Here is a 13,935-nt window from a genome sequence, read left to right as displayed (position 1 = left end):
AGTATCGTGCACCCGCTGCAAGCGCTCGGCCTGTCGGTGGCGGCGGAACGGGCCTACCTCGATCTCGTCGAGAACGGGGAGACCGCGTCCGCCGAGCTGGCGCGACGGCTCGAGGTCTCCCCCGCCGAACTCGAGGTGGCGCTCGCCGAGCTGACCGCGATCGGCCTGGTCGAGCAGGGCGTGGACAAGGTGCTGCCGTGCCCGCCGCAGCTCGCCATGGAGGCTTTGGCCGAGCAGCACACGCGTTCCGCCGCCGTGGCAAGGCAAAGCGCGACGCTGCTGTCCCGGGTGTGGAGCGCGGGCGTCGAGGGTCAGACCTATGTGGAGCTCCTTCCGTCCTATGAGGCCGGTCGCGCGGTGCTGGACCGGGTGCAGACCGACGCTCGCACAAGGGTTCGCGCCATCAGCGTGGGCAACCTCGGCCCGGAGGGGCACAAGATCGTCGCGGGCTTGTTCGACGCTTTGGCGCGAGGCGTTGAGTACCAGGTCATCTACGGCACGCACGTGCTGCAGGACCCGGACGCGATGCGGATGGTGCAGCGCTGTGTGGACGCGGGCGAACAGGCCAGGGTGTTCCCGCACGTGTCGATGAACCTGACCATTGTGGACGATCGGTGGGCGCTGATCTCCGCACGGGCCGCGGACACCCCGATCCAGGACATCGCCGCGATCGTGGTGCACGCGTCGCCGTTCCTGTCCGGCCTTGAGGGTGTGTTCGAGGCGTTCTGGCGGATGGCCGTGCCGATCACCACCGAACGCGCGGACGACGCCCCGGACCGCGACACCCAGCGGCTGCTGACGTTCCTGAGCGCGGGACTGACCGACGAGGCGATCGCCCGCGAGTTCGGGGTCAGTGAACGGACGATCGCCCGCCGCATCAGCCGGCTGCAGGAGACCCTGGGCGCCCAGACGCGGTTCCAACTGGGCGTGCAGGCATCCCGGCACGGCTGGCTGTAGCGAGTCCTCAACGGACGGTCAGAGCATCTTGATCAGGCCCTCGTGCACCCGGCGGAGTGTCTCCATGGACGGGCGGCCGAGGGTGTCGCTGTCGTCGTCGGCCATCAGCACGAACCCCTGGGTGATCGCGTCGCACACGAGCACGCGGACCACGCCGAGCGGGGCCTTGAGGTAGGCGGAGAGTTCGGCCACCGACAGCGGGATCTCGCAGAGCGTGCAGATCCGGCCGATGTCGGAGAACTCCGGCGGCCGATAGTGGGGGTTGACGTCCTTCCAGCTGATCCGGGTGATCAGCATGGTCTCCAGGCGCAGGTCGTACGCTGCGGCTGCACGCCCACCGGTACGCACATAGGGCCGGATCACGAGCCCGTCTTCGTACTGGACGTCTGCGGGGGCTGGGTCGGTGAGGGTCGGCTCGTCGAACAGGGGCGAAGAGTGTTCGGAAATCTCGGCTGTCGGACCATCTTTGCCGGGCCGGTCACGTCCAGCCGCGAAACCCTCGCGCGGCATGAAATCGTGATCAACCCATTCCTGGTGGTCCCGCCAGCCGCCGAACTGGAGTGGCGCGAAGTGGGCTTTCACGTCGGAATTACGATGATGTCCCAACTTCCTCATGGCTCATCTCGCTCGGTCGGGCGATGTCCCAAGCTTGCAAGCGTACGACCACGTCAAGACCCCCACAGCACCCGTTCGGGGGACTATGGACTGGGAGGAGTGGCGGCGACGATGAATTCCACTGGGGCGGTTGAACTGTTGCGATACAGATGAGGCTGACGGGAATCGAAGGTGATCGATTCCCCGGTCCGCACCTCATGCATGACACCGGCTATTTCCACTGAAAGCGGGCCCTGTATCACGTATGCACATTCCACCGCGGGGTGCGCCCACGGCTCGTCGGCGGTCACCGCACCGGGCGGCAGGACCGCGCGCAGCATCTCCAGCTTGCCGTTTCCGGGCGCCAGCCGCTCGTAGCGGACCAGTCCGCGCGGACCGGCCAGCGTAGAGCGTTCCCCCGGACGGCTGATGACGACATCGGGCGTGCTCTCGTCCTCGAACAGCGACGCGACCGACTCGCCGAACACACCGGCCAGCCGCCGCAGAGTGGCCAGGCTCGGCTCGGTCACGCCGCGCTCGACCTGGCTGAGCATCGTCGCCGAGAGCCCCGACTCGGCGGCCAGCTGACGCAGGCTCAGCCCGCGCAGGGTGCGCAGGCGCTTGAGCTGAGTTCCGATCATCCGTGCACCAACACTTCACACTCCACCCGGCTCACCTGTTGACCTCGCGGGATCCCTGCGCCTATGGTCGCACAAGCTGTGCACTGTGCCTGCACACCCCTTGGGAGTGACCATGCCTGAGAAACCCCATCGCCTGCTCCTGCTGCTGCCGTTCGTCTGGCAGGTCGGCCTCGTTCCGGTGGTCAACGACGTCCCGTTCGCGCCGTTCAACATACCGTTCCCCATGCTGTGGCAGCTGCTGGGAATCGTCTTCACCAGCGTGGTCATCGGCGTGGTGTTCCACCTGGACAAGCGCACGGGAGCGGACGAATGACGCTCACCATCGCGCTGGTCATCGTGCTCGCGACCACCGCCGGGGCACTGGGTTTCGGCCGCAACGCCACCAAAACCATGGCCGCCTGGGCGGTCGGTGGACGCCGGTTCGGCACGGTGCTGTTCTGGTTCATGAACGCCGGCGAGGTCTACACCACCTTCGCCGTGCTCGGGATCTCGGGCTACGCCTGGGCGTTGGGCGCGCCCGCGTACCTGGCGTTCACGTCGGTCTCGCTGAGCTATGCCATCGGGTACTGGCTGATGCCCAAGATCTGGCGGGCCGGGCGCGACCACGGGCTGATCACGCAGGCGGACTTCTTCGCCACCAGGTACTCCGCGCCCTGGCTCGGGGTGGTGACCGCGGTCGTCGGGATCGCCGCGCTGATCGTGCACGTGCAGATCCAGCTGGTGAGCCTGAGCCTGGTCGTCCGGCTGACCCTCGGCAGCGCCATCCCGCCCAGCCTGGCCGTGGTGATCGGCGCGCTGCTGATGCTGGCGTTCGTGATGCTGGCCGGGCTGCGGTCGGCGGCGTTCTCGGCCGCGGTCAAGGACGTGCTGATGATCGTCATCGTGATCCTGCTGGCATCCCTTGCCGCGGGCCGGGTCGGCGCGGCGTCCCCTTTGGACATCTTCCGGCTGGCGACCGAGCAGCATCCCGGGATCGGCAAGTTCCCCGGCCTGGACCCGGGTTCACCGACGACATCGGTGTGGCTGATGACCTCGGCGCTGAACGTGGCGCTGGGCAACTGGGTGTTCCCGCACCTGTTCCAGGTCTCTTACTCGGCGTCGTCCGCGGTGTCGATCCGGCGCAACGCGATCTGGCAGCCACTGTACTCACTGGCGTACTTCTTCATCATCATGCTCGGGTTCGCCGCGCTGCTCGCCGGGACGCGGCCGCAGGGCGGGAACATGAACGCGGTCCTGCTGCAGTTCGTGTCTGACAAGTTCCCGCCATGGCTGGTCGGTCTCGTTGCCGGGACCGCGTTCCTGCTGGCCCTGGCGCCGGGATCGGTGCTGCTGCTGACTTCCGGCTCGCTCTTCGCGCGCAACGTCGCCCGAGCGTTGCGGCCGGGCATGTCCGATCGGGCAACCCTGATCGCGTCCCGCACGTCCATGGTTGTGTTCGCTGGTGTGGCGGTATGGCTGACCGTGGCGCAGGAGAGTTCGCTTGTGGACATCCTGCTGGCCGCGTACTCGGCGATCGGCATGCTGGCGCCCGGGGTGTTCCTGGCTTTCCTTTGGCGGCCTTCGGCTGTCGCGGTGCTGCTCGGCATTGTCGCCGGGTTCGTCGCGCTGCTTGCGCCATTTGCCAAGGACTTCTGGGCGGCACAGCTGCCGGAGTGGGAGCCCGGCCTGATCGCGATGCTGGTGAACCTCGGGGTCGTCGTCGGCGTGACCGCGCTGGCTCCGAAACGGGAACCTGTTGGGGTGGAGGGGAACTGATGCTGACTGAGCTGTACGACCTGCGCGTGACGGTGGACAGTGTCGAAGGGCGCTCGGTGTGCGGGCTGCGACCTGGGGACTATTTCGAACTTGTGAACAGTTCGCAGCTGAGAATACCTTCGGGTAAACACTTCTGCGTCTACGCGTTGCAGGCGGTGCTACCGCTCTTGCCCGCGAAGCAACGAGATCTGCCCGCCGGTGACTGGCTGGAACGAGACAACTTGGTGTGCTGCCCGGATCCCGAGGAACGACTCGTGATGCGGATCGAGCGGACCGGCCGCTGCCGGCTGGCCACGGAAGAGCTGACATGACCGAGTTCGGGCTGGGCTTCCAGGCCGACAAACGACCCGGCGACTACGCGCGGCTGGCGGTGACCGCCGAGCAGTACGAGTTCGACGTACTCTCGGTGTTCGGCGACCTCATGTACCAGCCGCCGATCGTGCCCTTGCTGGAGATGGCGCAAGTGACCTCGCGGGTGCGCCTCGGCGCGGCCTGCTGGAACCCGTACACCCTGCACCCGTACGAGATCGCCGGTCAGGTCGCCGCTTTGGACCTGGCCTCGTCCGGCCGCGCCTACCTGGGCCTGGCCCGCGGGAGCTGGCTCGGGGACATCGGCGTCGAGCAGGACCGGCCGCTGGCGCACTTACGCGACGCGGCCGGGTTCATCCAGGCCTTGCTGGCCGGAAAGCCTTATAGCGGAGCGGTGTTCTCGCTGACCGGGCATCTGCGCTACGAACCGTTCCGCCCGGAGATCCCGCTGCTCATCGGCACCTGGGGCGCCCAGACGGCGGCTCTCGCAGGCGAGATCGCGGCCGAGGTCAAGATCGGCGGCACGGCCAACCCCGCGGTGGTCCCGGTGATGCGGTCGCGCATCGGCACGGACTCGGTGGGGATCGTCGTCGGCGCGGTGACCGTCGCCGACGAGGACAGCGAACTCGCCCGGGCGGTCGCACGGACCGAGGTCGCCAAGTACATCGCCGTCGTGGCCTCCCTCGACCCGACCGCAGAGGTCCCCGCAGATCTGTTGGCACGGATCAAGTCCCTGCTGGCCGAAGGCGACGAAGAGGCCGCGGGCCGACTGATCCCCGCGGATCTGTTGCGGTTGTTCGCCTTCGCGGGCACACCCGAGGAAATCGCCGAGCAGGCCTCGGCTTTGGTCGCCGCGGGCGTGCACCGCATCGAGTTCGGCACACCCCACGGCATCAACAACGACCACGGCGTCCGATTGCTCGGCGGGCAGGTATTGCCGCTACTGCGGAACTAGCGCAGGAAATCCTTGAGGACGGCGGCGGCGCGGGCCGGGTCCTGGGCCATCCACCAGTGGTTGAGACCATCGAGGACCTCGGTCCGGGCCCCGGCGCGGTCGGCGGCCCGGCGCCGGATCTCGTCGGAGCCGACCGCCTGGTCCTCGGTGGCGAGGATGGACAGGCCTGGGCGTGCGGCCGCTTTGTGCAGATCACGGCCCAGTTCGGCCATCACGGGCTGCGCCGCCGACCGGTACAGCGCGAGGATGCACTGGGCCATCTCGTCGTTCATCGCCTCGGCGACACCGGTGACCACGCTCGCCGGGATCCCTGCGCCGGTCAGGCCCTGGATCCGTTGCTCCAGCGTGCCACCGGTGAACCCGGCGACGGACTTCTCCCCCACCTCAGGCGTTTGCCAGGCCTGCGCGAGCTGATGCCAGACGTAGTCCGGGTCGAACACGCCGACCACGTCGGACACCCAGCTGCGCAACAGATCCGGGCGGGCCATCGCGACGTTCACCACGTGCGCGCCGCCCCAGTCGTGCCCGACCAGGTCCACCGGTTCGCCGATCGCCGCCAACTCACCGACCAGCCAATCACGGTAACCGGTGACCGTGGCCTCGAAGCCGGGCGGCACCGGCACGCCGAACCCGGGCGGGGACAGGCACACGGTGTCGTCGCGGCCCAGCTCATCGAGCAGCGGCCCCCAGATGGCGGCGCTCTCCGGGTTCCCATGAACGAACACGATCGTCATGTGACCATCCTAGGCCGCTGACATCGACAAGCCCGATCGCCGCCACACCGGAGCCGAACATCAGCACCAGCAGCGGGTGTCCAAGAGCGACGACGAGGACTCCGGGGCTACGAGTAGAAGGCGCGCACGCGGGCGACGATCCTGTCCTGGTCCTCGTCGGTCAGGCCGACGTACGTGGGCAGGTAGAGGCCGTCGGCGGCGAACTTGGCGGCGTTGAGCGAGGACCAGTCCGGGCTGTAGTACATCGGCTGGCGGGACATGGGCTGGAAGAAGTACCGGGTCTCGATCCCGCCCTCCCGCAGGAACTTCATCAGCCCGTCGCGGTCCTGGGCGCGCAGGTCGTACATCCACAGCACATCCCGCGTCGGCATCAGGGTGATCCCGTCGATGCCTTCGAGGCCCTTGTCGTAGGTGGCCTCGATGTGCTTGCGGGCGGCCAGGATCTCGTCGATCTGCTCGGCCTGCGCGGTCGCCACCGCGGCCTGCAGGTTGGTCATCCGGAAGTTGTAGGCGAGCTTCTTGTGGATGAAGTTGTGCTCCTTGCTGAACGCCATGCCCCGCAGGTGGGTCATCTGGGCGGCCAGGTGCGGGTCGTTGGTGACGCAGATCCCGCCCTCACCGGAGGTGATGATCTTGTTGGCGAACAGCGAGAAGCAGGCGATGTCACCGGTCGGGCGCACGCCGTGGGCCTCGGCGGAGTCCTCGACCACACGCAGGTTGTACTCGTAGGCGATCTTGAGGATGTCCTCCATCGCGCAGCGGCGGCCGTAGATGTGCACCGGCATGATGGCCTTGGTCCGCGGCGTGATCTTGTCCTCGATCTGGTTCACGTCGATCAGCAGGTCGTCGCCGCAGTCCACGAAAACGGGAGTGGCGCCGGTGTAGGTGACCGCCCAGGCCGAGGCGATCATGGTGAACTCGGGCACGATCACCTCGTCGCCGGGCCCGATCCCCAGTGCGCGCAGGGCAAGCGTGAGCGCGGTCGTGCCCGAGGAGCACGCAACGCCGTGGGCAACACCGTTGTAGCCGGCCCACAGCTCCTCGAACCGCTGGACCATCGGCCCCTGCGAGGACAACCAGCCGGACTTCACCGCGTCGGTGACATACGCGAGTTCCTGGCCTGCGATGTACGGGCGCGAGACCTGGTAGTCGAGGTGCATGCTCTCATCTCCGCTCAGCCGCTGTCGCCCGCGAGCGTAGGCCCGTCTTTGCATGGAAACCACCAGTCGCTCCAGGGCATTCCCAGTGTCCGCTGGGTCACAGTCGGTGCTGTACGGAAAGGAGACGCCCATGGTGACGGCAACAAAGGCGGTGCTCGCCGGAGGTCCCGCGGAGGTCACTGAGGGCCCGGTGGTCACCGGGCTGGACGACAAGGTCAAAGTGCCCTTCGCCTCCGGGTACGAGCACTTCGCGCACAATGGCGAGTTCCTGATGGTCGAAGGCGAGTCCCGGCCGGTCTTCCGCTGGTGCGGCCGGACCAAGATCGCCGAATAGACCATCGCACCCAAAGAGCCGCTGCACCCCCGATGGTGCAGCGGCTCTTTTCCTTGCGCTCGTGAGTGGTTGTCCCGGTTGCAACCAGGACAACCACTCACGAGGGGTTACCGGCCGAGCTCCTGGTCGAGGAGTTCGAACATCTCGGTGTCGGTGGCCGAGTCGAAGTCGAACTCGGTCTCGCTCCCCGTCTCGGCCTGCGCACCCCAACGGGTGCGCAGGATGTCGAGGCGGGCGGCCACCTGCTTGTGCAGCTCAGTGTCCACTTCGGACTCGGTCAAGGCCTTCTCCAGCTTGTCCAGCTCGGCCAGGAGGCCGCTTGCGCTGTCGACCGTGAACAGGCCGCCCAGGTACCCGGTGAGCTCGTCGGGGGTCGGGTAGTCGAACACCAGAGTGGCCGGGAGCTGCAGGTTCGTTGCCACGGCCAGGCGATTGCGCAGGTCGACGGCGGTCAGCGAGTCGAAGCCCATGTCCTTGAACGCCGCGGTCGGGTCGATGGAGTCGCCACTGCTGTGGCCCAGGACCATCGCGACCTCACCGCAGACCAGGTTGCGCAGGGCCTCGATCCGCTTGACGCCCGTGAGCGCCAGGACCTTGTCGAACGCCGCCGTGTTCACCACGGGCGCCTTGCGAGCCGGGGCCTTGATGAGACCGCGCAGGGCGTGCGGGATCTCGCCGCGCTCACGGAACACCGGCAGGTCGAACCGGGCGGGCACAACCACAGCGTGCTCTGTGATCACCGAACTGTCGAACAGCGCCAGCCCCTCTTCGGGCTCGATCGGAACCACACCGGTCCGCGCGAGGCGGGTGTTGTCGGTGCCCATCCCGTCGGCCCACAGGCCCCAGGCGATCGACGTCGCCGGAAGGCCTTGTGCCCGGCGGTGCTCCGCCAGGGCGTCCAGGAACGTGTTGGCCGCCGCGTAGTTCGCCTGCCCGGCGCCGCCCAAAGTGCCTGCCAGCGAGGAGAAGAGCACGAACTTCTCGACGTCTCCGGCCAGTTCGTGCAGGTTCCAGGCCGCGTCGACCTTCGGCTTGAGCACGGTGGCAAGTCGTTGCGGGGTCAGCGAATCGACGATGCCGTCGTCGAGAACCCCTGCGGAGTGGACGATCCCCTTGACCGGGGTGGCCGACAGCAACGCCGCCACCGCACTCCGGTCGGTAACGTCGCAGGCCACGACCGTTGCCTGGGCACCAAGCCCGGCCAGCGCCTCGACCAGTTCGGCCGCTCCCGGTGCGTCCGGCCCACTCCGGCTGGTCAAGACCAGCTCCGTCACTCCGTGTTCGGTCACCAGGTGCTGAGCGATCAACTTGCCTAGACCACCGGTACCACCGGTGATCAGAACCGGGCCCGCCCACGGAGTGTCCTCACCGGACGGTTGCGTCCGGGCCAGGCGGGCGATCCGCACCTCACCGTCCCGGATGATCACCTGCGGCTCGTCCAGCCCGACAGCAGCCGGGATGACCGCCTTGGAGGCCTCGGTTCCGTCGGTGTTCACCAGCGCGAACCGCCCAGGGTTCTCGCTCTGCGCCGACCGGACCAAGCCCCACGTCACCGAGGTCGCCAGGTCCTGCTCGGTCACCAAAACCAGGCGCGAGGAGGCGTATCGCTCGTCGGAAAGCCACCGCTGAAGGAGGTCGAGCACGCAGGCGGCCGTCGTGTGAGCTGCCTCAACGACATCACCCTGGGCCGAGACCGGGACCAGCACGGCCTCCGGTACCTCGGTCAGCTCGTCGAGGTCGTTCACCTGCACGACCGCCGGCCGGTTGCCCATCGCGGGCGCCGGGATCCAGTCGAGCCGGAACAGGTTCTCCGGTGCCGCAGTCGTCACCTCCCGCACTGCCAAGGAGTCCACAGTGGCTACAAGTGCGCCGCTTCGGTCCGTGATGACCAGTGAGATCGCGTTGCTGCCCGCCCCGGACAGCTTGACGCGCAACGTCGCGGCGCCAGGCGCGTACAAAGACACTCCCTCCCAGGCGAACGGCACACCCCGCTGGGACATCTCCAGCAATGAAGCCGCATGCAGCGCCGAGTCGAGCAGGGCCGGGTGCAGGCCGAACCCGTCCGCCTCCGGTACCGAGATCTCCGCGAACACGTCGTTCCCGGACTTCCACGCGGCCGTCAGACCTTGGAACACCGGCCCGTAGTCGAACCCGTTGGCAGCGCGGGAGTCGTAGAAACCTTCCAGATCAACGGGTTCGGCGCCCGCTGGTGGCCAGTGAGCCGGGGACTCGCCGACGGTCGTTGTCTCGGCAAGGAAACCATTGGCGTGCTGGGTCCACGGCTCTTCGTTCGTCCGGGAGAACACCGTCACCGGCCGCCGTCCGGACTCGTCGGCATCGCCGACCCGCACCTGCAGCTGGACCGAGTCGTCCGCGGGCATGATCAGCGGCGCACCCAACATTAACTCCGCGATGCGCCCGCACCCGACCTGCTGTCCCGCCCGCAGCGCCAACTCCACGAATGCGGTGCCTGGGAACAGTGTCTGACCCATGACGACGTGGTCCGCGAGCCACGAATGTGACTGCAGCGAAAGGCGCCCAGTGAACAGCACGCCGTCCGTGTCCGCCAGTTCGACCGCGCCGCCCAGCAACGGGTGGTTGGCCGCGGCGAGACCGGCCGAGGCCACGTCCGCCTTGGCCTGCAACGGCTTCGGCCAGATGCGCTCGTGCTGGAACGCATAGGTCGGGAGGTCCACCCGGCTCGCGTCAGGCAACAGAGCCACCCAGTCAACCCGGCCGCCAACGACGTGGACCTGAGCGACCGCCGAAAGCGCAGCCTGCTCCTCATCACGGTCCTTGCGCAGCACCGGAATCAAAACGGCGCTGTCCGGCAACGACTCGCGAGCCATCGCCGTGAGCACGCCATCCGGCCCGATCTCCACGAACTTCGAGACGCCGGCCTCGTGCACGGCCTGGATGTGGTCCGCGAACCGCACCGCCTCCCGGACGTGCCGCACCCAGTACTCCGGCTCGGTGACCGGTGACAGCATCGGGATCCGCGGCTCCGCGAACCTCAGTCCCTCGACCACAGCGCGGAAGTCGTCCAGCATCGGGTCCATCAGCGGCGAGTGGAACGCGTGCGACACCTTGAGCCGCTTGGACTTCTCGAACCGCGCGGCGATCGCCAGCACCACGGTCTCATCCCCGGCGATGACCACCGAGTTCGGCCCGTTCACCGCCGCGATCCCGACCTTCTCGGTCAGCTGCGGCCGGACCTCGTCCTCGCTGGCCCGCAAGGACACCATCGCCCCACCGGTCGGCAACGCCTGCATGAGACGCGCCCTCGCGGACACGAGCGTGCAAGCGTCCGGAAGGGACAGAACCCCGGCGACATGGGCAGCAGCGATCTCACCGATCGAGTGCCCCACAAGGTAGTCCGGCTTGACACCCCAAGACTCCAGCAACCGGTACAGCGCCACTTCGAGGGCGAACAGCGCGGGCTGCGTGAACCCGGTCTGGTTCAACGCCTCCCCATCGCCCTCCCACATCACCTCACGCAGCGCCGGGTCCAGCTCGCTCAGCACGGCGTCCAAGGTGTCCGCGAACACCGGGAACCGTGCGTAGAGCTCGCGTCCCATGCCAAGCCGCTGCGATCCCTGCCCCGCGAACAGGAAAGCGGTCTTCCCGCTGGTCACCGATCCGGTCGGCTGTCGTCCCTCGGCCAGCCTGGTCAACGCCTCGACCGCTTCATCCCGGTTCCCAGCCACAACCGCGGCCCGGTGCTCGAACCGAGTGCGCTCGGTCAACGACAATGCCACATCGGCCAGCGGCACGTCCTCGCTGAGGTGCGCCGCCAGCCGCCGAGCCTGCCCCCGCACAGCCTCCGCACTCTTCCCCGACACCACCAACGGCACTACCCCTCGTGAGTGGTTGTACTGGTTAGAACCAGTAGAACCACGCACGACCTCAGGGGCCTCCAGGATCACGTGGGCGTTGGTCCCGCTGATGCCGAACGACGACACACCGGCCCGCCGCGCCCGCCCGACCTCAGGCCACGCGGTCTCCTCAGCCAGCAGCTCCACATCACCGGCAGTCCAGTCCACATGCGACGAAGGCTCGCCGAGGTGGATGGTCTTGGGCAGGACCCCGTTCCGCATGGCCATGATCATCTTGATCACGCCGGCCACACCAGCAGCCGCCTGGGTGTGCCCGATGTTGGACTTGATCGAACCCAGCAGCAGCGGCGTTTCACGGTCCTGCCCGTAGGTCGCCAGGAGCGCCTCAGCCTCGATCGGGTCGCCCAGCTTGGTTCCGGTGCCATGGGCCTCCACAGCATCGATGTCCGAAGTGGACAAGCCAGCCGCAGCCAGGGCCTGTCGGATCACCCGTTGCTGCGATGGTCCATTCGGCGCGGTCAGGCCGTTCGAAGCGCCATCCTGGTTCACCGCCGAACCCTTCACGACGGCCAGGATCCGGTGGCCGTTGCGGATGGCATCCGACTGACGCTCCAGCACCAGCATGCCCACGCCCTCGGCCCAGCCCACACCGTCGGCGTCCTGCGAGAACGACTTGCACCGGCCGTCCGGCGAAAGCCCGCGCTGCCGGGAGAACTCGATGAACGCCACCGGAGTGGACATCACCGTCACACCACCGGCCAGCGCCAGTGAACACTCACCAGACCGCAACGCCTGCGAAGCCCAGTGCAGCGCAACCAAAGACGACGAGCAGGCAGTGTCCACAGTGACCGCTGGACCTTCAAGACCCAGCGCGTAGGCAACCCGGCCGGAGGCCACACTGCCCGCGCTGCCGTTGCCCTGGTAGCCCTCGAACTCCCCGCCACCAAGAAGATTGCCGTAGTCGTTGTACATCACGCCCGCGAACACGCCGGTCTGGCTGCCCCGCAAGGCTCCCGGGTCGATTCCCGCCCGTTCGACGGCCTCCCACGAGACCTCCAGCAACAGGCGCTGCTGGGCATCGGTAGCGAGGGCTTCGCGCGGACTCAGCCCGAAGAAGCCGGGGTCGAAGTCGCCCGCGTTGTGAAGGAACCCACCTTCGCGCGTGTACGACGTGCCGAAGTGGTCCGGGTCCGGGTCGTACAGCGAGGCCAGGTCCCAGCCGCGGTCCGTCGGGAACCCGGACACGGCGTCGACTCCGTCCGCCACAAGGCGCCAGAGGTCTTCCGGCGAAGAAACGCCACCGGGGTAACGACATCCCATGCCCACGACCACGATCGGGTCGTTGTCGACCACAACCTTGTCCGGCACGGTCGCCTTGACCGCGACCGCGCCGAACAACTCGCCCAGCAGGTAGTCCGCGAGCGCGGTCACCGTCGGGTAGTCGAAGACCACCGCCGCGGGCAGGCGCATACCCGTCGCCGCAGTGAGCCGGTTCCTGAGTTCGACCGCGGTCAACGAGTCGAAGCCGAGGTCCTGGAAGGCACGCAGCACGTCGATCGCATCGCCGCTGGAGTGCCCGAGCACCATGGCGACCTCACGCCGGACCAGCTCGATGAGAGCGTCCGTCCGCTCCTCAGCCCCGAGACCCGCCAGGTCACGGACCAGACCCGAGTCCGAAGTGGACTTGCTTGCCTTCCGTGAGGGTCGGACCAGCCCACGCATCAGGAACGGGATCTCCCCCTGTGCCCGAACCGCCGCGAGGTCAAGCCCGACCGGCACAACAGCCGCGCAATCCACACCCAGCGCGGCATCCAGCAGGGCCAGGCCTTCGTCTGCTTGAAGCGGTGGCGTTCCGGCTCGCGTCAACCGCTGGACGTCCGCCTCGGCGAGTTCACCGGCCATACCGGTCGCCCACGGTCCCCATGCCAGCGAGGTTCCCGGCAGACCTTGTGCCCGCCGGTGTTCGGCAAGCGCGTCCAGGAAGGCGTTGGCGGCCGCGTAGTTCGCCTGACCAGGGTTGCCGAGCGTGCCTGCCAACGACGAGAACACAATGAACGCAGACAGATCGTGGGTCAGTTCGTGCAGGTTCCAAGCCGCGTCGACCTTCGGCCGCAGCACCGCGTCCAACCGCTCCGGCGTCAACGCTTCGACGACCGAATCGTCCAGCACACCCGCGGTGTGCACGACCGCGTTGACCTCGACCTCGTCCAGCAGCGCCGCCACGGCGTCCCGATCGGCGACATCGCACTCGAACACCCGCACCCTGGCACCGAGTCCGGCCAGTTCCTCGACCAGCTCAGGCGCTCCCGGCGCGGCCAGCCCGCGCCGGCTGGTGAGCACCAGATCCTCAACGCCCTGCGCCACCAAGTGCCGGGCCACCAACGCCCCCAAACCACCAGTACCACCAGTGATCAGCACCGTGCCGTCCCAGGCGTATGTCCCTTGTGGAGTGATCCTCGCAAGCCGGGCCGCGCGGACCTCACCTTCGCGGATCATCAGCTGCGGCTCGCCTGACGCGGCCGCGGCTTCGGCTGCCACCGAGCCGTCCGTGTCGAGCAGGACGAACCGGCCCGGGTGCTCGGCCTGCGCCGACCGCACCAGTCCCCATACCGCCGCCGCGGCCACATCGGTGCCGTCGACCGCGCCTTGGGTCACGAACA

The 13,935-nt window shown here is 67.9% G+C and carries 11 protein-coding genes (1 of these 11 only partly in view); 6 read left to right on the top strand and 5 right to left on the bottom strand.

Annotated elements, in window-relative coordinates:
* The first annotated feature begins 6 nt into the window (after nt 1-6).
* Nucleotides 7-957: an HTH domain-containing protein gene (locus AB0J95_RS07140; RefSeq protein WP_364753614.1), complete on the top strand. Its 951-nt coding sequence runs from the start codon at nt 7-9 to the stop codon at nt 955-957.
* A gap of 18 nt (nt 958-975) precedes the next feature.
* Here AB0J95_RS07140 and AB0J95_RS07135 read toward each other — a convergent pair whose 3' ends face one another.
* Both AB0J95_RS07135 and AB0J95_RS07130 read right to left on the bottom strand, forming a co-directional pair.
* Nucleotides 976-1,539, bottom strand: a complete 564-nt coding sequence (locus AB0J95_RS07135) for a DUF742 domain-containing protein (RefSeq protein ID WP_364753612.1) — start codon at nt 1,537-1,539, stop codon at nt 976-978.
* Nucleotides 1,540-1,655: 116 nt separating this feature from the next.
* A complete protein-coding gene (locus AB0J95_RS07130; RefSeq protein WP_364753609.1) occupies nt 1,656-2,192 on the bottom strand; it encodes a cupin domain-containing protein in 537 nt (178 codons plus the stop codon).
* 112 nt (nt 2,193-2,304) lie between these two features.
* On the opposite strand from AB0J95_RS07130, the gene AB0J95_RS07125 reads away from it, so the two are divergent.
* From AB0J95_RS07125 to AB0J95_RS07110, 4 genes are read left to right on the top strand one after another with little or no spacing between them, the layout of a single operon-like run.
* A complete protein-coding gene (locus AB0J95_RS07125; RefSeq protein WP_364753606.1) occupies nt 2,305-2,505 on the top strand; it encodes a DUF3311 domain-containing protein in 201 nt (66 codons plus the stop codon).
* Entirely contained in the window at nt 2,502-3,947 is a 1,446-nt protein-coding gene (locus AB0J95_RS07120) for a sodium:solute symporter family protein (RefSeq protein WP_364753603.1), read from the top strand. Before AB0J95_RS07125 ends, AB0J95_RS07120 begins: the two co-directional genes overlap by 4 nt.
* Nucleotides 3,947-4,258, top strand: a complete 312-nt coding sequence (locus AB0J95_RS07115; RefSeq protein WP_364753600.1) for a TIGR04076 family protein — start codon at nt 3,947-3,949, stop codon at nt 4,256-4,258. Before AB0J95_RS07120 ends, AB0J95_RS07115 begins: the two co-directional genes overlap by 1 nt.
* Entirely contained in the window at nt 4,255-5,211 is a 957-nt protein-coding gene (locus AB0J95_RS07110) for an LLM class flavin-dependent oxidoreductase (protein WP_364753597.1), read from the top strand. The genes AB0J95_RS07115 and AB0J95_RS07110 overlap by 4 nt, the downstream gene beginning before the upstream one ends.
* On the opposite strand, the gene AB0J95_RS07105 is transcribed toward AB0J95_RS07110, so the two are convergent.
* Together AB0J95_RS07105 and AB0J95_RS07100 are read right to left on the bottom strand one after the other, a co-directional pair.
* Entirely contained in the window at nt 5,208-5,945 is a 738-nt protein-coding gene (locus AB0J95_RS07105; protein ID WP_364753595.1) for an alpha/beta hydrolase, read from the bottom strand. The genes AB0J95_RS07110 and AB0J95_RS07105 overlap by 4 nt on opposite strands.
* A 107-nt stretch (nt 5,946-6,052) precedes the next feature.
* Nucleotides 6,053-7,105, bottom strand: coding sequence for a DegT/DnrJ/EryC1/StrS family aminotransferase (locus tag AB0J95_RS07100; RefSeq protein ID WP_364753592.1), 1,053 nt, complete (start codon nt 7,103-7,105; stop codon nt 6,053-6,055).
* A gap of 130 nt (nt 7,106-7,235) precedes the next feature.
* Between AB0J95_RS07100 and AB0J95_RS07095 the strand changes: the two genes are divergently transcribed.
* Complete coding sequence (locus AB0J95_RS07095; RefSeq protein WP_364753590.1) at nt 7,236-7,439, top strand: DUF5988 family protein; 204 nt, start codon at nt 7,236-7,238, stop codon at nt 7,437-7,439.
* A gap of 107 nt (nt 7,440-7,546) precedes the next feature.
* Here the strand turns inward: AB0J95_RS07095 and AB0J95_RS07090 are convergent, their stop codons facing one another.
* Nucleotides 7,547-13,935, bottom strand: partial view of an SDR family NAD(P)-dependent oxidoreductase gene (locus tag AB0J95_RS07090; protein ID WP_364753587.1) — the 3' portion only. 21,007 nt of this gene lie beyond the right edge of the window; only the last 6,389 of its 27,396 coding nucleotides appear in the window; its start codon lies beyond the right edge, outside the window — the gene reads right to left on this strand; the stop codon is at nt 7,547-7,549.

The sequence above is a fragment of the Actinocrispum sp. NPDC049592 genome (genome assembly GCF_040675465.1).
Lineage (GTDB): Bacteria > Actinomycetota > Actinomycetes > Mycobacteriales > Pseudonocardiaceae > Kibdelosporangium.
The sequence above is the reverse complement of the archived record's forward strand: the minus strand, read 5'-3'. Positions and strand labels throughout refer to the sequence as shown.